Source organism: Chelatococcus sp. GCM10030263, assembly GCF_042666455.1.
Taxonomy (GTDB): Bacteria; Pseudomonadota; Alphaproteobacteria; order Rhizobiales; family Beijerinckiaceae; genus Chelatococcus.
Genome location: NZ_JBHTDB010000016.1, coordinates 73,823 through 94,943, shown reverse-complemented (window position 1 = coordinate 94,943; position 21,121 = coordinate 73,823). Strand labels below are relative to the sequence as shown.

General features: G+C 65.3%; 22 protein-coding genes. 12 read left to right on the top strand and 10 right to left on the bottom strand.

From position 1 onward, the window contains the following. Positions 1 to 164: 164 nt before the first annotated feature. The 7 genes from ACFQU1_RS22835 to ACFQU1_RS22805 form a co-directional block, all read right to left on the bottom strand. Positions 165 to 428: a hypothetical protein gene (locus tag ACFQU1_RS22835; RefSeq protein ID WP_378137090.1), complete on the bottom strand. Its 264-nt coding sequence runs from the start codon at positions 426 to 428 to the stop codon at positions 165 to 167. Positions 429 to 633: 205 nt separating this feature from the next. Next, a complete protein-coding gene (locus ACFQU1_RS22830; protein WP_378137088.1) occupies positions 634 to 1,365 on the bottom strand; it encodes an amino acid ABC transporter ATP-binding protein in 732 nt (243 codons plus the stop codon). Then, a complete protein-coding gene (locus ACFQU1_RS22825; protein WP_378137086.1) occupies positions 1,346 to 2,002 on the bottom strand; it encodes an amino acid ABC transporter permease in 657 nt (218 codons plus the stop codon). The genes ACFQU1_RS22830 and ACFQU1_RS22825 overlap by 20 nt, the downstream gene beginning before the upstream one ends. Continuing rightward, positions 1,999 to 2,700, bottom strand: a complete 702-nt coding sequence (locus ACFQU1_RS22820; protein ID WP_378137084.1) for an amino acid ABC transporter permease — start codon at positions 2,698 to 2,700, stop codon at positions 1,999 to 2,001. The genes ACFQU1_RS22825 and ACFQU1_RS22820 overlap by 4 nt, the downstream gene beginning before the upstream one ends. A 218-nt stretch (positions 2,701 to 2,918) precedes the next feature. Continuing rightward, positions 2,919 to 3,725, bottom strand: a complete 807-nt coding sequence (locus ACFQU1_RS22815; RefSeq protein ID WP_378137082.1) for a transporter substrate-binding domain-containing protein — start codon at positions 3,723 to 3,725, stop codon at positions 2,919 to 2,921. 83 nt (positions 3,726 to 3,808) lie between these two features. After that, positions 3,809 to 4,792, bottom strand: a complete 984-nt coding sequence (locus ACFQU1_RS22810) for a 2-hydroxyacid dehydrogenase (RefSeq protein ID WP_378137080.1) — start codon at positions 4,790 to 4,792, stop codon at positions 3,809 to 3,811. A 14-nt stretch (positions 4,793 to 4,806) separates the two neighbouring features. Then, complete coding sequence (locus ACFQU1_RS22805) at positions 4,807 to 5,586, bottom strand: GntR family transcriptional regulator (protein WP_378137078.1); 780 nt, start codon at positions 5,584 to 5,586, stop codon at positions 4,807 to 4,809. Between the two features lie 433 nt (positions 5,587 to 6,019). On the opposite strand from ACFQU1_RS22805, the gene ACFQU1_RS22800 reads away from it, so the two are divergent. From ACFQU1_RS22800 to ACFQU1_RS22780, 5 genes are all read left to right on the top strand, one after another. Then, complete coding sequence (locus tag ACFQU1_RS22800) at positions 6,020 to 7,219, top strand: mandelate racemase/muconate lactonizing enzyme family protein (RefSeq protein WP_378137076.1); 1,200 nt, start codon at positions 6,020 to 6,022, stop codon at positions 7,217 to 7,219. A gap of 9 nt (positions 7,220 to 7,228) precedes the next feature. Continuing rightward, a complete protein-coding gene (locus tag ACFQU1_RS22795; RefSeq protein ID WP_378137074.1) occupies positions 7,229 to 7,996 on the top strand; it encodes an SDR family oxidoreductase in 768 nt (255 codons plus the stop codon). Between the two features lie 203 nt (positions 7,997 to 8,199). Further along, entirely contained in the window at positions 8,200 to 9,231 is a 1,032-nt protein-coding gene (locus ACFQU1_RS22790) for an L-idonate 5-dehydrogenase (RefSeq protein WP_378137072.1), read from the top strand. 88 nt (positions 9,232 to 9,319) lie between these two features. After that, the gene (locus tag ACFQU1_RS22785) at positions 9,320 to 9,616 is read left to right on the top strand and encodes a type II toxin-antitoxin system RelE/ParE family toxin (RefSeq protein WP_378137070.1); all 297 of its coding nucleotides are present in this window, start codon (positions 9,320 to 9,322) and stop codon (positions 9,614 to 9,616) included. A gap of 2 nt (positions 9,617 to 9,618) precedes the next feature. Next, entirely contained in the window at positions 9,619 to 9,912 is a 294-nt protein-coding gene (locus ACFQU1_RS22780; RefSeq protein ID WP_378137068.1) for an addiction module antidote protein, read from the top strand. A gap of 16 nt (positions 9,913 to 9,928) precedes the next feature. Here ACFQU1_RS22780 and ACFQU1_RS22775 read toward each other — a convergent pair whose 3' ends face one another. Beyond that, positions 9,929 to 10,714 carry an SDR family NAD(P)-dependent oxidoreductase gene (locus ACFQU1_RS22775; protein ID WP_378137065.1) on the bottom strand — a complete coding sequence of 262 codons (786 nt, stop codon included), beginning with the start codon at positions 10,712 to 10,714 and terminating at the stop codon, positions 9,929 to 9,931. Positions 10,715 to 10,862: 148 nt separating this feature from the next. Between ACFQU1_RS22775 and ACFQU1_RS22770 the strand changes: the two genes are divergently transcribed. Together ACFQU1_RS22770 and ACFQU1_RS22765 are read left to right on the top strand one after the other, a co-directional pair. Beyond that, positions 10,863 to 11,432: a TetR/AcrR family transcriptional regulator gene (locus ACFQU1_RS22770; RefSeq protein ID WP_378137063.1), complete on the top strand. Its 570-nt coding sequence runs from the start codon at positions 10,863 to 10,865 to the stop codon at positions 11,430 to 11,432. Positions 11,433 to 11,556: 124 nt separating this feature from the next. Next, positions 11,557 to 12,627, top strand: a complete 1,071-nt coding sequence (locus ACFQU1_RS22765) for an NAD(P)H-dependent flavin oxidoreductase (RefSeq protein WP_378137061.1) — start codon at positions 11,557 to 11,559, stop codon at positions 12,625 to 12,627. 11 nt (positions 12,628 to 12,638) lie between these two features. On the opposite strand, the gene ACFQU1_RS22760 is transcribed toward ACFQU1_RS22765, so the two are convergent. Then, entirely contained in the window at positions 12,639 to 13,088 is a 450-nt protein-coding gene (locus ACFQU1_RS22760) for a GNAT family N-acetyltransferase (protein WP_378137059.1), read from the bottom strand. 109 nt (positions 13,089 to 13,197) lie between these two features. On the opposite strand from ACFQU1_RS22760, the gene ACFQU1_RS22755 reads away from it, so the two are divergent. From ACFQU1_RS22755 to ACFQU1_RS22735, 5 genes are all read left to right on the top strand, one after another. Beyond that, positions 13,198 to 14,094, top strand: coding sequence for an EamA family transporter (locus ACFQU1_RS22755; RefSeq protein WP_378137057.1), 897 nt, complete (start codon positions 13,198 to 13,200; stop codon positions 14,092 to 14,094). A gap of 400 nt (positions 14,095 to 14,494) precedes the next feature. Further along, the gene (locus ACFQU1_RS22750; RefSeq protein WP_378137055.1) at positions 14,495 to 15,226 is read left to right on the top strand and encodes a DUF3365 domain-containing protein; all 732 of its coding nucleotides are present in this window, start codon (positions 14,495 to 14,497) and stop codon (positions 15,224 to 15,226) included. Next, positions 15,223 to 18,015 carry a response regulator gene (locus ACFQU1_RS22745; protein WP_378137052.1) on the top strand — a complete coding sequence of 931 codons (2,793 nt, stop codon included), beginning with the start codon at positions 15,223 to 15,225 and terminating at the stop codon, positions 18,013 to 18,015. Before ACFQU1_RS22750 ends, ACFQU1_RS22745 begins: the two co-directional genes overlap by 4 nt. A 24-nt stretch (positions 18,016 to 18,039) precedes the next feature. Then, positions 18,040 to 18,420 (top strand): response regulator, encoded by a 381-nt coding sequence (locus ACFQU1_RS22740; protein ID WP_378137050.1) that lies wholly within the window; start codon positions 18,040 to 18,042, stop codon positions 18,418 to 18,420. 110 nt (positions 18,421 to 18,530) lie between these two features. Next, on the top strand, positions 18,531 to 20,132 hold the full coding sequence (locus ACFQU1_RS22735) for an adenylate/guanylate cyclase domain-containing protein (protein WP_378137047.1): 1,602 nt from the start codon (positions 18,531 to 18,533) through the stop codon (positions 20,130 to 20,132). Between the two features lie 340 nt (positions 20,133 to 20,472). Here ACFQU1_RS22735 and ACFQU1_RS22730 read toward each other — a convergent pair whose 3' ends face one another. Further along, positions 20,473 to 21,111 carry a hypothetical protein gene (locus ACFQU1_RS22730; protein ID WP_378137045.1) on the bottom strand — a complete coding sequence of 213 codons (639 nt, stop codon included), beginning with the start codon at positions 21,109 to 21,111 and terminating at the stop codon, positions 20,473 to 20,475. Between the last annotated feature and the right edge of the window lie 10 nt (positions 21,112 to 21,121).

Genomic DNA, 21,121 nt, shown 5'->3' with positions numbered 1-21,121 from the left:
TGGCCCTCCGTTCCCCCGGCGGGCAACGGGCCGGAGCCGTAGGCTTTGCCTACGGGGCGCCGGAAGCTCCCCCCTTCCGGCGCCGACCCGCCCCGCTCTTACGGGTGCGAGACGACAGCCAGCGTCAGGGGCAGCAGTCCTCAGCCTCCGGGAAGTATCCGCAGTCAGTGCGGAATGGATTTCGGATCGATCCCGGTGTCCGCGATTCCCGATCCGGCATTCCCATGCAGGTCGCGGTCGCCAAGCATCCGACGGGCCAAGTCGTCGATGTCCTCGGCAAGCGTCAAAATATCAGGGGCATGAATGCTGGCGCTTGCCAGATAGACATTGCAGCCGCCATGGGCGATCGGTCGCACCATCAGGACATGCTCGGTATTGACCAGAACACGATGGCCAGAGGCTTTTTCTGTGACGGAGATGATCGACATGCCGCCCTCCCGGTGTTGATCTTCTCATTATGAACGGTTCAGTCTACCACACAGTTCCCGTTTCGTCAGAGAACAAAAAGACTTGCGCACAGCGCCATGGCAGTTTCCGCCAGCGCCGGCGCAATTGCGCACCGTCGTTCCATGCGAGATGAGCCGCCGCGCGACCCGCGAGAACCACCACGGGAGAGTTGGTCCTCGCTCACCGCTATTTCAGATTGCCGCCGACGAAGGCAGCGAGTTCGGGCGTTTTGGGGGCCGCGAACAGCTCCTCGGAACGACCCATTTCCCACACCTTGCCCTGGTGCATGAAGACGGTGGTGTCGGCGACCCGGCGGGCGAAATTCATTTCGTGGGTCACGAGCAGCATGGTCATGCCGGCCTTGGCGAGCTCCTCCATGACGAGCAGCACCTCGCCGGTGAGTTCGGGATCGAGCGCCGAGGTCACCTCGTCGAAGAGCATGACCTTGGGCTGCATGGCGAGCGAGCGGGCGATCGCCACACGCTGCTGCTGGCCACCCGACAGGTTGTCGGGATAGGCGTCGAATTTCTCCGACAGGCCGACTTGCGCCAGCACCTTGTCCGCGAGCTTGCGCGCCTCGTCTTTCGCGACGCCCTTGGTGATGCGCGGCGCGAGCATGATGTTCTGGCCGACCGTTAGATGCGGAAAGAGGTTGTAGCTTTGGAAGACGATGCCGACGTCCTTGCGCAACGCCCTGAGTTTCGCGTCGTCGGTCGTGACCACATGGCCGACCACCTCGATCCGCCCGGACTGGATGGACTCGAGCCCGTTGATGCATCTGAGGAGCGTCGACTTGCCCGAACCGCTGCGCCCGATGATGGCGACCACCTGCCCGCCTTCGACGGTCAGGGAGACGCCCTTCAGGACTTCGAGCGGGCCGAAGCGCTTGTGAACGTCGTCAATCAGTACGGCCGGCATGAAGCACCTTCTCGAGATGTTTGCTGAGACGCGACAGCGGGAAGCAGATCAGGAAATAGATAATCGCCACGGAGCCGAAGACTTCGAAGGGCTGGAAGGTGGCGTTGTTGATGAGCTGGCCGGCGCGGGACAATTCGACGAAACCGACGACGGAAACGATCGAGGTATTCTTCACGAGCTGCACGAGGAAGCCGACCGTCGGCGGCACGGAGATGCGCAGCGCCTGCGGCAGGATCACGTAGCGATATTGCTGCGCGCGGGTCATGGCGAGCGAGGAGGATGCCTCCCACTGCTGGAAGGGCACGGCTTCGATCGACCCGCGCCAGATCTCGGCGAGATAGGCGCTGACATAGATGGCAAGCGACAGTGAGGCGGCGAGTAGCGGCGGCACGTCGAAGCCCATCAGCGACAGGCCGTAATAGGACAGGAACAGCACCATCAGCACGGGGATGGACTGAATCACGATGATATAGACGGCGGCTGCCTGGCGCAGCGCCCGTGCCCGCGCCAGCCGGAGAATGGCGAAGACGCCGCCGACGAGCGAGCCCAACGCGAAGGCGATCGCGGTCAGAACGAGCGTCCATCCGGTCGCGCGCACCAGGAACATGAACTCGGGCCAGCCGAAGGAGGTGATCATGCCGCCTCTCCTTTGACCTGAACCCGGGAGAGACCGGAGACCCGCGGGAAGAGGAGCCGGCCGAGGCCGAGCAGCGCCGTCTTCAGCACGAGCGCCATGACGAGATAGAGGAGCGTGGCGACGATATAGGTTTCGAAGCTGCGGAAGGTCCGCTGCTCGATGATGGCGGTGGCGCCGGAGAGCTCCTGAACCGAGATGAAGGAACAGATGCTCGAGGCGAGCAGCATCAGCACGAACTGGCTCGACAGCGCCGGCCATACCTTGGCGATGGCCGGCACGATGACGACATGCTGGAAGATCTGCCGCTTGGTCATGGCGAGCGACAGTCCCGCCTCGATCTGCGAGCGGTGGATGGATTCAACGCCGGCACGGATGATCTCCGTGGAATAGGCGGCGAGATTGAGGGTCATGGCGAGCAGCGCCGCCTGATTGGCGTTAAGGCGCATGCCGAGGCTCGGCAGACCGAAGAAGATGATGAAGAGCTGCACGAGAAAGGGCGTGTTGCGCACCAGTTCGACATAGGCGTCGACCGCGATCCCCACTCCGCGCGGCCCGTTGCTACGCGCCGCCGAGAGAAGGATGGCGATGATCGACCCGAACAGGATGGCGCCCGCCGAGAGATAGATCGTCAGCAGCATCCCTTGCAGGATGAAGTCGCTCTCGGCGAAGACGCTGGCGAATTGAAACTGGAAATGCATCGGGTCGACTGACCTTTCCGCGCGGATCTGTGAGAGTCGGGCTCGCAGTTGATTGGCGGGCGCTGATCCACCTCTCCCCGTACGCGGGGAGAGGTCGGCTGCAAAGCAGCCGGGTGAGGGGCAACTTACGTCTGCGCTTCCGCGCCCCTCACCCTAACCCTCTCCCCGCGTACGGGGAGAGGGGACTGCGCTCACGCGTGAACCATGAACGCGATTGCTCAGAAGGTCGGCAGCTCCGGCAGGGGAATGCCAACCCACTTGCGCGAGATCGTGTCGAGCTCGCCCGAGAGCTTCATGTAGGCGATCACCGTATTCAGCCAGTCGCGCAGGTCCGTCTGGTCCTTGCGCACCGTCATGGAATTCGGCTGGCGGGCGAAGATGAATTTCTGCTCGACGTCGGTGACGTTGCGCGCCTTCATGGCCGCATTCGCCTGAGCATCCGGCCCGGCGATGGCATCGACCTGGCCGGTGAACAGCGCCATCATGACGGTCGCATCGTCCTCGAAGCGCATGACGGTGAGGTTGAGCTCCTTCTCGCGGCTTGTCAGCTCGTGTTCGACGCTCGATCCGCGGTTGACGCCGACCTTCATGCCCTTCAGGTCCGCCCAGCTTTTGATGTTCTTGTCCTTGTGGGCATAGATGCCCGGCTGAAACATGCTGTAGGGGATGGTGAAGAGCACCGACTTGGCGCGTTCCGGGGTCGGCGCGAGCGTCGCGACCAGGAAATCGACCTTGCCGGATTCGAGAGCCGGAATACGCGCCGGTGGCGTGAGCTGCACCACTTCGACGGGCACATTGAGATATTTGCCGACCACGGCGGCGACATCGGCGTCATAGCCTACGGCATTGCCCTGCGCGTCGACCGAGCCATACGGCGGGGCGCCGATCAGGACGCCGATGCGGGCTTTCCCGCGGTTGACGATGTCCTGCACGGTTTGGGCCGAAGCCTGGCCCGCACTCGCTGCCAGGCCGACGCCGAGCGCAAGCGTCGCAACGGCCAGTCTCAAGGTCTTGAACGACGTCATTCCTATCTCTCCCTGATCGCGGATATCCGCTTGTTGGTCTCTGGTTGGAGCGGGCGCGGACATGCGGCCGCCGAAGGCCGGGCTCACCCTTCCTGGGCTGCCCGCACGACATTGCTGCAGGGCTGGCCTGCTGTGCGGTTGAGGATATTCTCGGCGATGGTCTTCTGCCGTCTGCGGATGGTGCCGTTGGTCCAGCCGGACATATGCGGCGTCATGACGACGTTCGGCAGTTCGTGAAATGGCAGCGCCGACGGCAGCACCGAGGAATTGCCGGGCGAGGGATAGCGATACCAGGTGTCGATTATCGCGCCGGCGATGCGCTTGTCGCGCAGCGCCTCGTAGAGCGCCGTCTCGTCGATCGTGGGACCGCGCCCGACATTGATGATCACCGCCGCCGGCTTCATGGCGGAGAAGGCGGCGGCATTGACGATGCCGGTCGTCTCGGGCGTCAGCGGCACCGACACGACAATGAAATCCGCCGATCCCCAGAAGGCGGCGAGATCGTTCAAGCCGAAAGCGCGGTCGACGAGAGCCGACGAGGCAACCGGCGAGCGGTTGGCGACATGAACCTTCATTTCGAAGGCTTTGGCGCGGGCCGCGATCGCCTTGCCGATATGGCCGAAGCCGAGGAGCCCGATGGTCTTTTCGGCGAGCTCGTCATGCACCCGGTCGGGCGCGCCGGCCCAATAGGTCCAGTCGGCGCGGCGCAGGCGTTGATCCGCATCGGCAAGCGGCACATGCCGCGCCAGGATCGCCGCCATGACATATTCGGCGATCGCCTGTTCGTGGCCGAAGCAGTTGCACACGATGGCCGAGGCCGGCAGCGCGGCGAGATCGACCGCGTCATAGCCTGCGCCGGGCACGTGAAAGAGCCTGAGCCGGTCCGGCCGCGGGAAGGACGCCTCATAGCGCGTGCCGACGATCACGTCCGCGGCGGCATAGGCGGCGCGGTCGGCATCGCTCGCGAGCACATCCGGCAGGACGGCGATCTCCGCGCCCTCCCCGACGAGCGCGGCGAAGCCGTGGGAGAAGGAAGCGGCGTTTTCGCCGTGAAAGACAATGCGCATGCTGGGTCCGGGCATCAATCAGCTGAACGGGAGGGGATGAGCGAGGCGAGGCTGCAGTCGAGGAGCGAGGGATCGATCTCGCGCTCCAGGACGTCGAACATGCTGTCGACGAAATCCATGAGCGCGTCGGAGGCGGTGACCGCCCGCTCCACGTGACGATTGGCGACTGCGTCGAGCACGGCGAGATGGCTGTCGATGGTCGCAGCGAGGTTCGGATCGGCTTCGATCTCCGTGTGGAAGATCCAGCCGATGCGGCGGAAGATGGTGTGCAGCGGGCGCAGCGTATGTTCGAGGAAAGGCTCGCCCGCCGCTGTCAGGATGAGCTGGTCGAGGCGCCGGTCGAAGACGTTGAATTCGGCCAGATCCATGGCGCCGCGCCGCTCGCGCATCAGCCGCTCCAGATGCAGCATCTGGTTGCGATGCGACGGGCCGGAACGCTCTGCGGCAAGCTGGATGACGAAGCGCTCGAGATCGCGGCGCAGGCGCAGCAGCACCCGCTCACGCGCGAGGTCGATCGGCGCGATCTGCACGCCGTGCCGCGGCCGCACGATCACGAGGGTGTCGGCGGCAAGGCGGCTGACCGCCTGATGCACCGGCGTGCGGCTGAAGCCGGTCATCTCCTGCAGGTCCTGGATGGCGAGAAACCGGCCGGGCTTGAGCACGCAATTGACGATGAGGTCCTCGATCCGCTCATAGGCCAGATCGAAGAGATTGACCGGGTTGCGCCGGCGCGCGCGCGGCTCGGCGTCGGGCCGAACCTCTGCCAATCGAGGCTGATTGCGCGGGCGTGCCATCAAGCGTTTTCCTCTCCCTCGCCACGCGTCCGCCTCTGCGGACTTGTCGTCGTCGCGGGTCTTCACCCGCGTAGAACGGCCGACGCGCGGCCAATCGGGGAGATAACTCGTCCCCGTTGCAACTGCATTTTAAAACATGTTGTGATATTTTACAAACGGAAATATGATTGCAGACAGCCGGGCGAGAAGACCGGACGACGTTTCGGGAGTTGCAACGCCAACAGACAAAAGGGGTTGGCCGCTGCCTGCGTCCCACCCAGGGGCGTGCAGATGACGGCAGGGCCATATGTCGAAAAACAGGCAAGACCGCCCTCCCCTTGGGCGTGTGCCTGTCGCCTATCGCCATCGTATCGCGTCATGCGCATCGCCGCGGCCGGGCATCCCCGCTGTGCCGGCCGAGCGCCCGCATGGCATCCCAGGAGGGAGCTGACCCTTGAAAATCACCTCGATCGAGACTCTCAGGACGGAAGAATTCGCGAATGTTCTCTGGGTCCGCGTGCACACCGATTCCGGCCTTATCGGGCTCGGCGAGACCTTCTATGGCGCCGGCGCCGTGGAGGCGCATATCCACGACACGCTGGCGGCCCGGCTTCTCGGCCGCAATCCCCTCCATATCGAGGCGATCCACCGCGATCTCGTGAACCTGCCCATGGCGCAGTCCTCGACCGGCGTCGAATATCGCGCCGCCTCGGCGATCGACATCGCGTTGTGGGATCTGTTCGGCAAGGTCTGCGACCAGCCCGTGCATCAAATGCTCGGCGGGCTCTGCCGCGACAAGCTGCGCATCTATAATACCTGCGCCGGCTACGGTTATGTCCGCTCCACCAATATCAAGCCGGTCTCGAACTGGAACTTCGGCGCGGCCGAAGGGCCATACGAGGATCTCGACGCCTTCATGAACCGGGCCGACGTGCTCGCCGAAAGCCTGCTCGACAGCGGCATCACCGCCATGAAGATCTGGCCCTTCGACCCGCCGGCCATCGAGAACCAGGGGCTCTTCATCACCGCCGCGCAGCTCAAGAAGGCGATCGAGCCCTTCGAGAAGATCCGCAAGGCGGTCGGCGACAAGATAGACATCATGGTCGAGTTCCACTCCCTGTGGAACCTGCCGACCGCCAAGAAGATCGCCAAGGCGCTCGAGCCCTACCAGCCGATGTGGTACGAAGACCCCATCCGCATGAATTCGCCGCAGGCGCTCGCCGAATATGCGCGCTCGACGGATGTCTGGGTTTGCGCCAGCGAGACGCTCGGCTCACGCTACCCTTACAAGGACCTGTTGGAGCGCGATGCGACGCATGTCGTGATGGTCGACCTCTGCTGGTCGGGCGGCCTGACGGAAGGCCGCAAGATCGCCGCGCTCGCCGAAACCTGGCATCGGCCCTTCGCGCCGCACGACTGCATCGGCCCGGTCGGTTTCGCGGCGGCGGTGCACGCTTCCTTCAGCCAGCCCAACACGCTCATCCAGGAATCGGTGCGCGCCTTCTATACGGGCTGGTACAAGGAGCTCGTCACAGTGGTGCCGACGATCAAGGACGGTTATGTCTACCCCATGGAGGGGCCGGGGCTCGGGATCGATCTCCTGCCGGCCGTCTTCGACCGCACCGACCTGACCACGCGCCGTTCCGCGCTCTGAGGGGGAGTCATGTCCAAGGAATTGTTTGACCTCACGGGCCAGACCGCGCTCGTCACCGGCTCCTCGCGCGGCCTCGGCCGTGCCATGGCTGAGGGGCTCGCCGCGGCAGGGGCAGCCGTCGTGCTCAACGGCACCGATGCGACTCGCCTTGCCGTTGCTGCGGACGAGATGCGGGCTCGCGGCTTCACGGTTTACGAGGCGCCTTTCAACGTCACCGATGAGGCGGCAATTGCGGCGGCCTTCGCGAAACTCGACGCCCAGGACATTGCCGTCGATATCCTCGTCAACAATGCCGGCATCCAGCTGCGCAAGCCGATGGTCGATCTCGCCACGGAAGAGTGGCGCCGGGTCATCGAGACCAATCTGACCAGCGCCTTCGTCCTCGGCCGCGAAGCCGCCAAGCGCATGATCCCGCGTGGGCGCGGCAAGGTCGTCAATATCGGCTCGCTGACGAGCGAGCTCGCCCGTGCGACGGTCGCGCCCTATACGGTCGCCAAGGGCGGCATCAAGATGCTGACCCGCGCCATGGCCGCCGAATGGGGCGAGCACGGCATCCAGGCCAATGCCATCGGCCCAGGCTATATGATCACCGACATGAACCAAGCCTTGATCGACAATCCGACCTTCGACGCCTGGGTGAAAGCCCGCACGCCCGCCCGCCGCTGGGGCAAGCCCGAAGAGCTCATCGGCACCGTCGTCTTCCTCGCCTCGTCCGCCTCGAGCTATGTCAACGGCCAGATCATCTATGTCGACGGTGGCATGGCCTCGGTGCTGTGACGCCTCGACGGCGCCACACGACTCCGGCCGTCAGTCCTCGATACATCGGTTTCGTCCCCTCTCCCCGGTGGGGAGAGGGACAGGGTGAGGGGGTTTGAGCGTGAAGGACAATTCCCTCACCCGGCCGCTTTGCGGCCGACCTCTCCCCGCCGGGGAGAGGTAAGACCGGCGCGCCCCCAACAGTACGTCAGGAGAACTCGCCCATGCGCGGCGTCATCATCCATGCCCCCCATGATCTCAGGATCGAGGCGATCAGCCCCGTTGCGCCGGCCGCGCAGGAAGTGCGCGTCAAGATCGAGAGCGGCGGCATCTGCGGCTCGGACCTGCATTACTACCATGACGGCGGCTTCGGCATGGTGCGCATCAAGCAGCCGATGGCGCTCGGCCATGAGATCGCCGGTGTCGTCGAGGAGGTCGGCGCGGGCGTCTCCCACCTCGTTCCCGGCATGCGCGTCGCCGTCAATCCCTCCCGGCCCTGCAATCACTGCAGCTTTTGCCTCGACGGCCAGCAGCGCTATTGCCTCAACATGCAGTTCATGGGCAGCGCGATGCGCTTTCCCCATGCGCAAGGCGGGTTCCGCCAGAGCGTCACGGTCGATGCCGGCCAGGCGGTGCCGATCGCCCCGACGCTCACCATGGCCGAGGCGGCGATGGCCGAGCCGCTCGCCGTCTGCCTGCATGCCGCCGCGCGCGCGGGCTCCCTCATGGGCAAGCGCGTGCTGGTGACGGGCAGTGGGCCGATCGGCGTGATCACGCTCGCGGTTGCCCGCTATGCCGGCGCCGGCGAGGTGGTCGTCACCGATATCGCGCCCTTCCCGCTCGGCCTTGCCAAGAAGCTCGGCGCGACGCGCGCTATCAATGTCGCCGAGGAACGGGACGGGCTCGCCGCCTACACGGCCGACAAGGGCCATTTCGACGTCATGTTCGAGTGCTCCGGCAATCAGGCGGCGCTCGTCGGCGCGTTCGATGCCGTTAGGCCGGGCGGCATCATCGTCCAGGTCGGTATCGGCGGCGAGATGACCCTGCCGATCAGCGTCATCGTCGCCAAGGAAATCGAACTCCGGGGCACCTTCCGCTTCGATCGCGAATTCGCCCTCGCCGTCGACGTGATGGGCAAGGGGCTCATCGACTTGAAGCCGTTGGTCACCGCTACCCTGCCCTTCGAGCAGGCGACCGAGGCCTTCACCCTGGCGTCCGATCGCAGCCGTGCGATGAAGGTGCAGCTCGCGTTCTAAGACAGGTACGATCGCCGCAAAATACGCCTGCGGCACGTCTCGCCGCACGCGTATTGACTGTTTGTAGCCTACAGGCTACAAACTCGACGTGATCGAGATCCGCGAAACGTCCGTCTACCGTGACTGGTTCGCGTCCCTGCGGGATACGCGTGCGCGGATGCGCATCGTGGCTCGCATTTATCGGCTCTCGATGGGCAACCCCGGAGACGTGAAGCCTGTCGGAGAAGGGATCAGCGAGCTTCGCATCGACTACGGCCCAGGCTACCGCGTCTACTATACGGCTCGCGGAAAGACGATCGTCATCCTGCTCTGTGGTGGCGACAAGGGCACGCAGGACAGGGATATTCGAGCCGCGAAAGCGATTGCTGCGGATTTGGAGGACTGAACATGGGCGTCAAGACGACCCGATGGGATGTGACCGAACATCTCGACAGCAGCGAAGCGATCGCCGAATTCTTCGAAGCCGTTCTCGAGGAAGGCGATCCTGCCCTCTTGGCCGCGGCCCTCGGGGACGTGGCCAAGGCCCGCGGCATGACGCAGATCTCACGCGAGACGGGCCTCTCCCGGGAAAGCCTCTACCGAGCGCTCAGCAACGAGGGCAATCCGGAATTGGCAACCGTGATGAAGGTCATGAAGGCCCTCGGCGTGCGGCTGGCCGCGTTACCGTCACACGCCGCTTGACTGCAGCCTTAAAGGCCTACGCCGCACGATAGCGCGCGGCGGCGTGTTCCTGGGCGAAATTCGGCAGCATGGCCTGTCGCGCTGCCTCGAGCGCGGCCCACTGCGAGTCGTCCGGAAGCGGCGGAATGGTGATCGTCTCCCGCCGGTCAAAGCCGACGAGCGCAGCATCGACAAGTTCGCCGACCTCCATGACGCCCGTCAGCGTGTTCACGTCCCGGCCTGACCGCTCCCAGATCTCCGTGCGAGTCGCTGCCGGCAGGACCGCCTGCACGTAGACGCCCTTTGCCCCGAGTTCCAGATGGAGCGCTTGGCTCAAGAAGGTGACGAAGGCCTTTGTCGCGCCGTAGACGGCCATTCCGTATTCGGGAGCGAGCCCGACGACCGAGGCGATATTGACAATCGCCCCCTCGCCCGCCGCCACGAAGCGCGGTGCAACCGCACTGGCGAGCCGCGCGACCGCGGTCGTGTTGAGCGCGATGAGCTTCGCAACCACATCGGGGCCCTGATCGAGAAATCCGCCCGCCGAGGTCGCCCCCGCATTGTTGACGAGCACGCCGATGCGCGTCTCGTCGCGAAGCCGCGCCTCGACCGCGGCAAGATCCGCCTGCTCGGTGAGATCGGCCTTAAGGATATCGATCGCGACGCCCGTCTCACGCCGCAGGCGCTCGGCGATGGCCTCCATGCGCGCCTGGTCGCGCGCGACCAGCATGAGATCGTGGCCGCGCTTGGCGAAGCGATCGGCATAAACGGCGCCAATACCAGTGGAGGCGCCGGTGATAAGGACGGCAGGTTTCTGAGCCATGGAACGCTCCTTCGATGCGAGGGACATATTCATGATGACGATCATGTATGTGCATTGATGATATCGATCATGTATAATGTCAAGCGACATGGGAGGCGTGAGGTATGGAGGCTTGGAACATGGGAGGTTTGAATATGGGAGGCTTGGCATGAAGGTCAGTCGCGAGCAGGTGGCGGAGAACAGGCGAAGGATCCTGGAGGCAGCCGGACGGCTCTTCCGCGAGCGGGGTTTCGAAGCGGTCACAGTGGCTGATGTGATGAAGGCAGCCGGCCTCACCCACGGCGGCTTTTATGGGCACTTCAAGTCGAAGGACGATCTGATCGCCCAGACGCTCGCCAGCGCGTTGACATCATCCGTCCCTGACGAGATCGATCTCGCCGGCTTTGCCGCCGGCTATCTCTCCGCACGGCATTGCAACGATCTCGCCGGCGGCTGCCCGACCGCGGGTCTCGGCGCCGAGACGATCCGCCAGGCGCCGGAGGCGCGTGCGGCGATGACCGCGGGCCTGCGCCGGCAGATCGAGCTGCTGAGCCCGAGCGCACCGGGCGGCTCCGCCGCCGAAAAGCGGCGCGCCGCCATCGGCAGCTGGGCGGCCATGGTCGGCGCGGTCATTCTGGCGCGCATGAGCGACGATCCTGCGCTCTCGGACGAGATGCTCAAGGAAACCGGCGCCTGGATCGCGGCCAAGAGCATGAGAGCGCGGCCGGCCGATGCCTGAAGGCAGCGGCCGGCCATCACCGCTGCAGATACCAGCCATCTGAAAGCGTCATTTGCCGCGCGGGCCCGCCGGCGCGATGATGCCGCGCCGCGATTGCGGCGTCTCGGCATCCAGGAGATTCGTCGTGAGTGCGCTGCTCGACCGTGCCCAAGGCTTCGCCAGCCGTTTCGGCTTGCGCGCCCCGATCCTTCTCGCGCCCATGGCCGGTGCCTGTCCCCCGTCGCTCTCGATCGCTGTCGCCAATGCCGGTGGGCTCGGCGCGGCCGGCGTCTTGATGATGAAGCCGGACGAGATCGCAGCCTGGGCGAAGGAGGTGCGTGCCGGCAGCAACGGAGCCTTCCAGCTCAACACCTGGATCCCCGACCCGCCGCCGGTCCGCGATCCCGACCATGAGGCGCGGGTCCGCGCCTTTCTCGGCCGCTTCGGTCCGCCGGTGCCTGATGACGCAGGGGACGGCACTTTGCCGGACTTCGCCGGGCAGTGTGAGGCGATGCTGGCGGCAGGCCCGGCCATCGTGTCCTCCATCATGGGCGTCTACCCACCGGAGTTCGTGGCAAAACTGAAGGAGCGCCGCATCTCCTGGTTTGCGACCGTCACCACCGTCGCCGAAGCGCGCGCCGCCGAGGTGGCCGGCGCCGATGTCATCGTCGCCCAGGGCGCCGAAGCCGGCGGCCATCGTGGCGCCTTTGAGGCGGGTGAGGCCGAGCGTCGGCAGGTCGGCCTCTTCGCCCTCCTCCCTGCGGTCGTCGACGCGGTGAAAGTCCCGGTGGTGGCGGCCGGCGGCATCGGCGACGCCCGCGGCGTCGCGGCAGCGCTGGTGCTGGGCGCGAGCGCCGTGCAGGTCGGCACGGCCTTCCTGCGCTGCCCAGAGGCCAAGCTCCACCCGGCCTGGGCCGATGCGCTGGCGCGGACCATGCCCGAGGACACCACCGTGACCCGTGCCTTCAGCGGCCGCCCCGGCCGCAGTATTGCGACCGACTACGTGCATGCCCTGTTGGACCCGGAGGCACCCGCCCCGGCGCCCTATCCGATACAGCGCGGCCTCACGGCCCCCATGCGCACGGCCGCCCAAAAGGAAGGGGACGTCCAGCGCATGCAGGCCTGGGCAGGCCAATCCGCAGCACTCGCCAAGGCCGAGCCGGCCGGCGACGCCCTCAGGCGGCTCTGGGGCGGCGCGCAGGCCATTCTGGCGTGAGCGAGCGCCAGCTAGGCGAGCGCCTTGCGGTACTGGATGAAGCCGGCGTTGTCCGCCACCTGATCGTAGAGCGAGCGGGCGCGTCCGTTCGATTCATGCGTGAGCCAATAGACGCGTGAAGCGCCCGCCTCGCCGGCGCGCCGATACACCTCCTCGATCAGCAACCGGGCGGCGCCCCTGCCCCGCGCCTCCTCCGCCGTGAACAGATCCTGCAGATAGCAATAGGGGCTGATGGTCCAGGTGGAGCGATGGAAGATGTAGTGGGCGAATGCCACGAGCTGCTGCCCCTCGAAGGTCCCCAAAGCGAACACCGGCTCGTCGGGGTCGTGCAAGCGCTGCCAGGTGACATCCGTCACCCCCGGCGGGACGCTCGTCTTGTAGAAGGAGAGATAAGCCTGCCAGAGCGGCTCCCACTGGGATCGTTGCTCCGGCGTCATCATTGCGACAGTGAGTCCCGACATCTTCGGCTCCATCGGTCTGGACGAGGTCTAGTCGAAGGCGCTAGCCACGGCGAGAACGCCCCTGAATGGGGCCGCTGCGCCTCCCCTCAGAAAGAAGAAAACACCTCTTATGCAGCCGCGTCACATGCTCCTTGGCGTGCTGATCACCGCCACGTGGGGATTCAGCTTCGTCGTGATCCGGTGGGGGCTCGAAAGCTTTCCGCCGCTGCTGCTCGCCGCGCTTCGTTTTGCGGCCGCCGCGATCGCCATCGTCGTCCTGCCGAAACCGGCCCTGCCCTGGCGCTGGCTCGTCTTCGTCGGCATGATCTGGTTCACGGGCCAGTTCGGCTTTCTCTTCGTCGGCATGCGCATCGGAATGCCGGCGGGGCTTGCCTCCGTGCTCTTTCAGTCGCAAGCGATTCTCACTGTTCTGCTCGCGGCCGGCTTCCTCGGCGAGCGCATCTCCTCGCGGCATCTGGCGGGCATGGCGGTCGCGGTCGCCGGCCTCGCCACCATCGGCGCGACGGTGACCGACGCCGCCCACGACATCACCTATGCGGGCCTTGCCTGCATTGCCGCCGGCGCGACCTGCTGGGCCTTCGGCAATATCCTCGTGCGGCGATCCGGTCAGGTGGACATGCTCGCCTTCGTGACTTGGCTTTCGCTCATTCCACCGCTCCCGCTCGCCGCCTTGTCCGTCCTCTACGACGGACAGTCCGCCGTGTGGACCTCGCTCGCCCACCCGCATCTGGCAGGCTTGGCCGCGGTGCTCTTCCTCGGCTTCGTCGCCACGACCGGCGGCTTCGGCGGTTGGGGCCACCTCATCAAGCTCTACGGCGCGGCCGCGGTATCTCCCTTCGCGCTCCTGGTGCCGGTGTTCGGCGCTTCCTTTGCTTGGTTCTTCCTGGGTGAAACCTTCAATGCCACGCGGCTTACGGGGATGGCGCTCATCCTCGCCGGCATCGGCATCGTCCTTTGGGCGTCGCGCCGTCAGCCGGCGATCGTGCCGCAGGAGACCGCGACGTAAGCATCGGCGCGGCCTTCCCGGTAAGCTCACGCGACGAACCCGCGCCCATTTTTCTGCAGAGCGTCAGTATTTCGCGAGAATGACATGGACGTCATTCAGCTTGCCGGCCGGCTCGCCGGATAGCCCGAATGGATGACCCATACCTCTTCCGTGCAATGGCCAACACAGATCAACAGGGTCAAGTTTGCGGGCGCTCGTCGGCGCGTCCAAAAGGGGATATAGTTTCGGAAAATCCTGGGCATGCGGACAAGCGAAGAATTGCGCTCGGGGGAAGTCAGAGGGCGAGAATCAGATGAGCCGCGATAGATCGATCGTGAACGGGGCGGACGATGGAATACGTCGGTGCCAGTGGGGAAAGCCTACCAAGCTTGAGGTAGTCTGGGCCGCCTGCAGTATAGTTTTGACCGCCCTGCTGCTGCCTGCAGCAATACTCTCGCCCATTCGGCCGGCGCTTGCCGCCGAAGCGGATGACAAGGTCATTGCAATCCGCCTTGCCGATCTCCTCCGCTCCGCCCGCACCATCGTCTCGCAGCACCAGGATCTCATCAATAATCCCGATCTCGGCGACAAGGGCCTGACCGGCGAACGCGTGCTCGCCGAGGTCGCAGCGCTCTACCAAAAGCAGACCGGGCACGATCTGCGCACCATCGATCCCGCCTCGCGCGAGGGCCGGCTTCTGCGGGCGCAGATGGATGCGATCAAAGAAGTTGTAGATGGCAACCAAAGCACCATCAACAAGGCCGGCATAGGGTTCAAGGGCTTCATCCCGGCGGTCTTCGCGCGGCTCGTGAATGAGAAATTCGCCGAACGGGTCGGCAATGAAGCCCGCGTGAAGGTAACGGCGCCCGAGCCGCTCGTCCGTAATCGCAAGGCCCGGCCCGATGCCTGGGAGATCGCCGTGATCTCCTCGAAATTCAGCGATTCCCAGTGGCCGAAGGGGGCGCCCTTCGAAGAAAAGACGACCGCCGACAACCGCGCGGCTTACAGGTTCCTGGTGCCGGAATACTATGTCCCCTCCTGCCTCACCTGCCATGGCGCACCGAAGGGCCAAATGGACATCACCGGCTATCCCATGGAGGGAGGCAAGGCGGGAGATCTCGGCGCCGCCATCAGCGTCACGTTGTACGAATGACGATCGCCAATAATTCGCGAAGCCACGTGCGGGCCGAGGGCACTGTCCCCGTTGAGGGTGAGACGGCCGCCCAATCCTGGCTCGACCGGCTCGGCCGGCTCTTCCGGCGCACCTCCATTCCGCTCAGGGTCGCCGCCATTGCCGTACTGCTCCTGGCGGGAATGGTTGCTACGAATCTGATCGTCATTCGCGAGCTCGACAACAACGCCCGGCGGATCACGCGGGCGACCGAGCTGTTCGACCAGCTCGAAGCAGCGAATGGGGCGAGCACAGCCTTCGGCAATGTGCGCTATTGGCTCACCGATCTGGCAGTCAGCCTGCTGACCATTTCCGAACGCAATGCCGAGAAGGCTCGCACGGATCTGCAGCTTTATCTCGATCGGCTCGCGCCGAGCCATCCTGAGCTCGCAACCGAGATCGCGCGCGAAACCGACGCCTATATCGCGAGCGCCCGACAGGCCGTCGAAGCCTATACCAACGACAGCCGCGTCATCGGCAATACGCTGCTCGCCCAAGGGCGCGTGCACAGCCAGCAGGTCGAGGAGCGGCTCTCCGAGCTCACCCAGATGCTGCAGCGCGACGCCTGGTCGGCGCGCGACCTGGCGACCAGTAGCGCCGCGGCAGCGACCCGCATCGCCCTCATCGTGCTCGCCGCGGTGGTCCTGCTGGGCACCCTGCTGACCCTTCTGGTGCTGCATTCGATCGTCGTGCCGCTTCGCCATCTCAACAAGGCGATGGGAGCGATGATCGAGGGCCGCTACGACGTCGCGCTGCCGCCGGTTGGCTCCGACGAGATCGGCGTCATGGCGCATACCCTCAGGCTCTTCCGCGACAGCAATGCCGAACGGGCACGTTTGGAGGCGGTTGCCCAGGAGCAGCGCCGTACCATCGAGACGGCGATCGAGACGATTTCCGAAGGCTTTGCCCTGTTCGATGCCGACGATCGCCTCGTCCTCGCCAATTCGCGCTACCGGACCATCTACCCGGCATTGACCGATCTTCTTGTTCCGGGCACCCATTTCCCCGACATCGTCCGGGCAGCGGCCGAGCGCAACCTGGCGGATTTCGGCGACCTCACGAAGGAGGCCTGGATTGCCGAGCGCCTCAGCCGCCACCACGATGCGGAGGGCGTCATCGAGCAGCGCTATGCTAGCGGCCGCTGGGTGCGCATCAGCGAGCGCAAGACCGCCGACCGCGGCACGGTGACCGTCTATACCGACATCACCGAGCTCAAGCAGCGTCAGGCCGAGCTGCAGCTCGCCAAGGAACAGGCCGATGCCGCCAATCAGGCGAAAAGCCAATTTCTGGCGAGCATGAGCCACGAGTTGCGCACGCCGCTCAACGCCATCATCGGCTACAGCGAAATGCTGATGGAAGAGGCGGAGGACCTCGGTCAGAAGGACTTCGTGCCCGATCTGCGCAAGATCAGGAAGGCCGGCAAGCACCTGCTCAGCCTCATCAATGACATTCTCGACCTGTCCAAGATCGAGGCCGGCAAGACCGAGATTTACATCGAGACCTTCGAGGTTGACGAACTCGTCTCCCACGTCAAGGCGACGATCGCCCCGCTCATCGCCAAGAACAACAACCAGCTCACGATCGAGATCGCCGAGAACGCCGGCATCATGCAGTCCGATCAGACGAAGCTGCGGCAGAACCTGCTCAACCTTCTGAGCAATGCCTCGAAATTCACGACGAACGGCGCGATCACCTTGAGCATCAGCAGATCGACGGCCGAGGACGGCATCGACTGGCTGGAGTTCAAGGTCGCCGACAGCGGTATCGGCATGACGCCGGAACAGAAAGCCAAGCTCTTCCAGGCCTTCACCCAGGCCGACTCGTCGACCTCGCGCAACTATGGCGGAACTGGCCTTGGGCTCGCCATCACCAAGCATTTCTGCCTCATGCTCGGCGGCAAGATCGACGTCCAGACTGAATATGGCGAGGGCTCGTGCTTCACGATGCGCCTGCCCGCGGTTCACCCGCAGGTCGAGAAGCCCGCGGTCACCGACGTCGACACCGCGGCGGAAGCGACGATCCTCGTCATCGACGACGAGCGCACGAGCCGGGACATCCTGGGTGCCGCACTGATCAAGGAAGGCTACCGGGTCGTCGCCGCCCCGGGCGGACGCGAGGGCTTGCGTCTTGCGCGCCAGGAACGGCCGGATGCCATCATCCTCGACGTGATCATGCCCGACCTCGACGGCTGGACGGTTTTGCGCTGGCTGAAGAGCGATCCGGAGCTCAGCGCCATTCCGGTGATCCTCGTCACCGTTCTCGGCGACCAGGACATGGGCATCGCGCTCGGCGCCGCCGAACATCTCACGAAACCCATTGATCCGGCCGAACTGCTCCAGGTGCTCGATCGCGTGCGCCGCTCCGGGGACCGGCCGGACGTGCTCGTCGTCGACGACGACGAGACGACCCGTGACATGCTTCGCCGCACCCTCAGCCGCGAGGGCTGGACGGTGCGCGAGGCCGTCAATGGCGCCGAAGGCCTCGCCGAGGCCGCCGCCGCACGGCCGAGCGTCATGGTGCTCGACCTGATGATGCCTGAGATCGACGGCTTCGAGGTGCTCACCAAGCTCCGGCAGGACCAGAAGTTACGCGACATTCCGGTGGTCGTCGTGACCGCCAAGGAACTGACGTCGCAGGAGCGTGATTGGCTGCGCAGCAATGCCTTGGAGATTTTCCAAAAGGGCGCTTATGGTCGTTCGGAGCTGATCGAATCCCTGCGCGGCATGATCGAGATGGCGCGCGCAACCGCTGCACAGGCCGCGGCTCATTAGCACGACCGCCAAGGGGACCGAGCCATGACGAAGATTCTGCTCGTCGAAGACAACGACATGAATCGCGACATGCTTTCGCGGCGGTTGACGCGACAGGGCTATAGCGTGGTCTTCGCGGTCGACGGGGAGAGCGGCGTGGCCATGGTGACGAACGAGGCACCGGATCTCGTGCTCATGGACATGAGCCTGCCCATCATCGACGGCTGGGAGGCGACGCGGCGCATCAAAGCCGATCCGCGCACGCGCGCCATACCGGTCATTGCACTGACGGCGCATGCCATGGCCTCCGACGAGCAGCGGGCGCGTGAGGTCGGCTGCGACGACTACGACACCAAACCGATCGAGCTTCCCCGCCTTCTTGCGAAGATCGAACGTCTTCTGCAGGGCGCGGCGGACGCCGGCTAAAAGACCATCGCGGTCGGGTGCCGCCTTGCGGCGGCTCGAGCGCACCACGGGGACGGACCCATCGGCAAGCGGCCGGGCATGCCGGCCGATCGCTGCGGAGTTAAGGCGGCATGATGTCCAACACTGATTTCCAGAGATGGACAAGGCTCGTCACCGTCCAGCAGGATCTCGTCACGCCCATACGGGCGATCCTCGACTATCAGGATCTGTTACGGGAGGAGGCGCGCCGCCTCGACCTTCTCGACGTGCTGGAGCATCTCGACAAGGCAACCACGGCGGCGCAGGCGCTCGACGAGCTCGTCGGCCAGCTCATGGAGCGGGACGGCGAACTCGACATGGAGACCTGCATCGAGCTCGGCGGGTCCGGGGCGAAGCTCCGTCACGAACTGCGCACCCCGCTCAATGCCATTATCGGCTACAGCGAATTGGCGCTCGAAGACCTGCCCGACGGGCCGGCCCTCGAAAGTTTGGGCCCCGATCTCGAAAAGCTGCTGACCGAAGCGCGGCGCCTCATCGCACGCATCAACGCGCTCGGCACCACTGCTGCATCCGAAGGTCCGGCGCAGGACAGCGCGCAGGCCGTCATCGCCGATCTCCTTCGCACGCTCCGCTCCGATGGAGACGAGATGCGCGGCATCGAGGTCGGCCGCATTCTGGTCGTCGACGACACCGAGGCCAACCGCGATCTCCTGCGCCGCCGCCTGCTGCAGGAGGGCCACTGCGTCGAGCTCGCCGAATCCGGTCCGGAGGCGCTCGGCATCCTGGAACGGGAAGACTTCGACCTCATCCTCCTCGATCTGATCATGCCGGACATGAACGGCGTCGAAGTGCTGCGGCGGATCAAATCCGATCCGCGGCTCTACCAGATCCCGGTGGTGATGATATCAGGCCTCAGCGAGAGCGACGCCGTCATCCGTTGCATCGAGGCCGGCGCCGAGGACTATCTGCCGAAGCCCTTCAACCTCGTGCTGCTGCGCGCCCGCATCAATGCCTGCCTGGAACGCCGGCGCTGGCGCAGCCGGGAACAGGAATATCTGACGAAGCTCAAGATCGAGAAGGACCGCTCCGAGGCGCTGCTGCGCAACATCCTGCCGGACCCGATCGTGCTGCGTCTCAACGAGGGCGAGACGATCATCGCCGATCGCTTCGAGGATGTCTCCATCCTCTTCGCGGATATCGTCGGCTTCACGCCGGCGGCCGCGACCATGACGCCCGCCCGTCTGGTGGGCAAGCTGGCCGAGATCTTCTCGGCTTTTGATGATCTCGCCCTGCGGCTCGGCGTCGAAAAGATCAAGACCATCGGCGACGCTTATATGGCGGCCGCCGGCCTGCCCTCCCCCCGGTCCGACCATGTCGAGATCATCGCCGAATTCGCGCTCGGCGCCCTCGAAGTGCTTAGCCGCATCAATGCCTCCGGAGATACCGACTTCCACATTCGCATCGGCATTCATGCCGGCCCGGTGGTTGCCGGCATCATCGGCCGCCACAAATTCATCTACGATGTCTGGGGCGACACCGTGAATATCGCGAGCCGGCTCGAATCCCAGGGCGCGCCGGACCGCATCCAGGTCTCGGAGGCGGTCCGCGACGCGCTCGCCCATCGCTACGACTTCGAGCCGCAGGGGCTGTTGAACCTGAAGGGTCGCGGCGATGCGATGACCTATCTGCTGGTACCGCCGGTCAAGGTGTCGGCGCTGCCTTTGTCGCGATGAGCGTCGAAACTCCCAGAGGGCAGGGCTATCGCATTTGAAACGACCGGCGCCGATCCCTCCCCGGAGGGGAGGGTGTATCCGAGCGAAGCTCGGAGACGGGTGGGGTCAAAATCGCGGTCGTGTCCCCCTCCGGCGCCACTTGCGTGGCGCCACCTCCCCCTTCAGGGGAGAATCAGAGCCGCGCGAATCGGCATATGAGATAACGCTGCCTCAAGGGGGAGGTGCCAGCCGTAGGCTGGCGGAGGGGGCCCCATTTCGCCGACGTGCCCCTGTCCGCGCTACGCGCGAGGACGGCCGGGTCAAGCCCGGCCATGCTGAAGCGGATCTGCATTCCAACACTCTACGTGGGAATGACCCATTCCCCGAACAGCCGGTTCATCACCGCGCGCGGCTTGGCCGCTTCCTCGGGCGAGGCCGGCATGAAGGAGCTCTTGCCGCCCTGAAGCTCGAGCGGCAGCACCATCACCCGCACGAAGGCGCTGTTGCCGGTGTGGATATTGGTGCCGATCACGGGATCGCGGCCCGTTTCGAACCACGCCTGCCCGGCTTCGATGCGCTCCCAGGCCTCGCCCACCTCGGCGAGAAGCCGGCCGTAGAGGAGCCGCCGGATGCCCGGGCCGCGATGGCCGTGCCGCGGCGTCGCCGCGCCTGAGGGCGACTCGATGCGATCGGCGCGCATGAGCCATGGGCCGCCAAACTCCGGCGCAAAGCTGTGCGAGAGAATCATCGACGGGTCGAAGCTGGGCGGCGCGCCAGTCGGGTCGACCTGATAGATCCAGACCCGGCCCTCGCCGGCGATGCGGGTGGGCCCCGTCGCGAAAAGCCCGTCATCGGCGCCGCAGCTCTGCTCCGCCGCCTCGCTCGTGACGGTCGCCTGCCCTTCGCTCACATAGATGAAGCGATATGGACCCGGCGGCAGATCGAAAGCCTCGGCGCTCACGGACCGGTCGTAGACGCTCATGCGCCAGCGCTGGGTCATGGCGGCCTCG

What these genes read in the sequence shown, in the direction of transcription:
- ACFQU1_RS22780 (WP_378137068.1), top strand. Translation starts at nt 9,619, where the DNA reads ATGGGCGTCAAGACGACCCGATGGGATGTGACCGAACATCTCGACAGC.
- ACFQU1_RS22830 (WP_378137088.1), bottom strand. Translation starts at nt 1,365, where the DNA reads ATGCCGGCCGTACTGATTGACGACGTTCACAAGCGCTTCGGCCCGCTC.
- ACFQU1_RS22760 (WP_378137059.1), bottom strand. Translation starts at nt 13,088, where the DNA reads ATGTCGGGACTCACTGTCGCAATGATGACGCCGGAGCAACGATCCCAG.
- ACFQU1_RS22755 (WP_378137057.1), top strand. Translation starts at nt 13,198, where the DNA reads ATGCAGCCGCGTCACATGCTCCTTGGCGTGCTGATCACCGCCACGTGG.
- ACFQU1_RS22795 (WP_378137074.1), top strand. Translation starts at nt 7,229, where the DNA reads ATGTCCAAGGAATTGTTTGACCTCACGGGCCAGACCGCGCTCGTCACC.
- ACFQU1_RS22815 (WP_378137082.1), bottom strand. Translation starts at nt 3,725, where the DNA reads ATGACGTCGTTCAAGACCTTGAGACTGGCCGTTGCGACGCTTGCGCTC.
- ACFQU1_RS22745 (WP_378137052.1), top strand. Translation starts at nt 15,223, where the DNA reads ATGACGATCGCCAATAATTCGCGAAGCCACGTGCGGGCCGAGGGCACT.
- ACFQU1_RS22735 (WP_378137047.1), top strand. Translation starts at nt 18,531, where the DNA reads ATGATGTCCAACACTGATTTCCAGAGATGGACAAGGCTCGTCACCGTC.
- ACFQU1_RS22835 (WP_378137090.1), bottom strand. Translation starts at nt 428, where the DNA reads ATGTCGATCATCTCCGTCACAGAAAAAGCCTCTGGCCATCGTGTTCTG.
- ACFQU1_RS22730 (WP_378137045.1), bottom strand. Translation starts at nt 21,111, where the DNA reads ATGACCCAGCGCTGGCGCATGAGCGTCTACGACCGGTCCGTGAGCGCC.
- ACFQU1_RS22805 (WP_378137078.1), bottom strand. Translation starts at nt 5,586, where the DNA reads ATGGCACGCCCGCGCAATCAGCCTCGATTGGCAGAGGTTCGGCCCGAC.
- ACFQU1_RS22820 (WP_378137084.1), bottom strand. Translation starts at nt 2,700, where the DNA reads ATGCATTTCCAGTTTCAATTCGCCAGCGTCTTCGCCGAGAGCGACTTC.
- ACFQU1_RS22770 (WP_378137063.1), top strand. Translation starts at nt 10,863, where the DNA reads ATGAAGGTCAGTCGCGAGCAGGTGGCGGAGAACAGGCGAAGGATCCTG.
- ACFQU1_RS22740 (WP_378137050.1), top strand. Translation starts at nt 18,040, where the DNA reads ATGACGAAGATTCTGCTCGTCGAAGACAACGACATGAATCGCGACATG.
- ACFQU1_RS22825 (WP_378137086.1), bottom strand. Translation starts at nt 2,002, where the DNA reads ATGATCACCTCCTTCGGCTGGCCCGAGTTCATGTTCCTGGTGCGCGCG.
- ACFQU1_RS22790 (WP_378137072.1), top strand. Translation starts at nt 8,200, where the DNA reads ATGCGCGGCGTCATCATCCATGCCCCCCATGATCTCAGGATCGAGGCG.
- ACFQU1_RS22775 (WP_378137065.1), bottom strand. Translation starts at nt 10,714, where the DNA reads ATGGCTCAGAAACCTGCCGTCCTTATCACCGGCGCCTCCACTGGTATT.
- ACFQU1_RS22810 (WP_378137080.1), bottom strand. Translation starts at nt 4,792, where the DNA reads ATGCGCATTGTCTTTCACGGCGAAAACGCCGCTTCCTTCTCCCACGGC.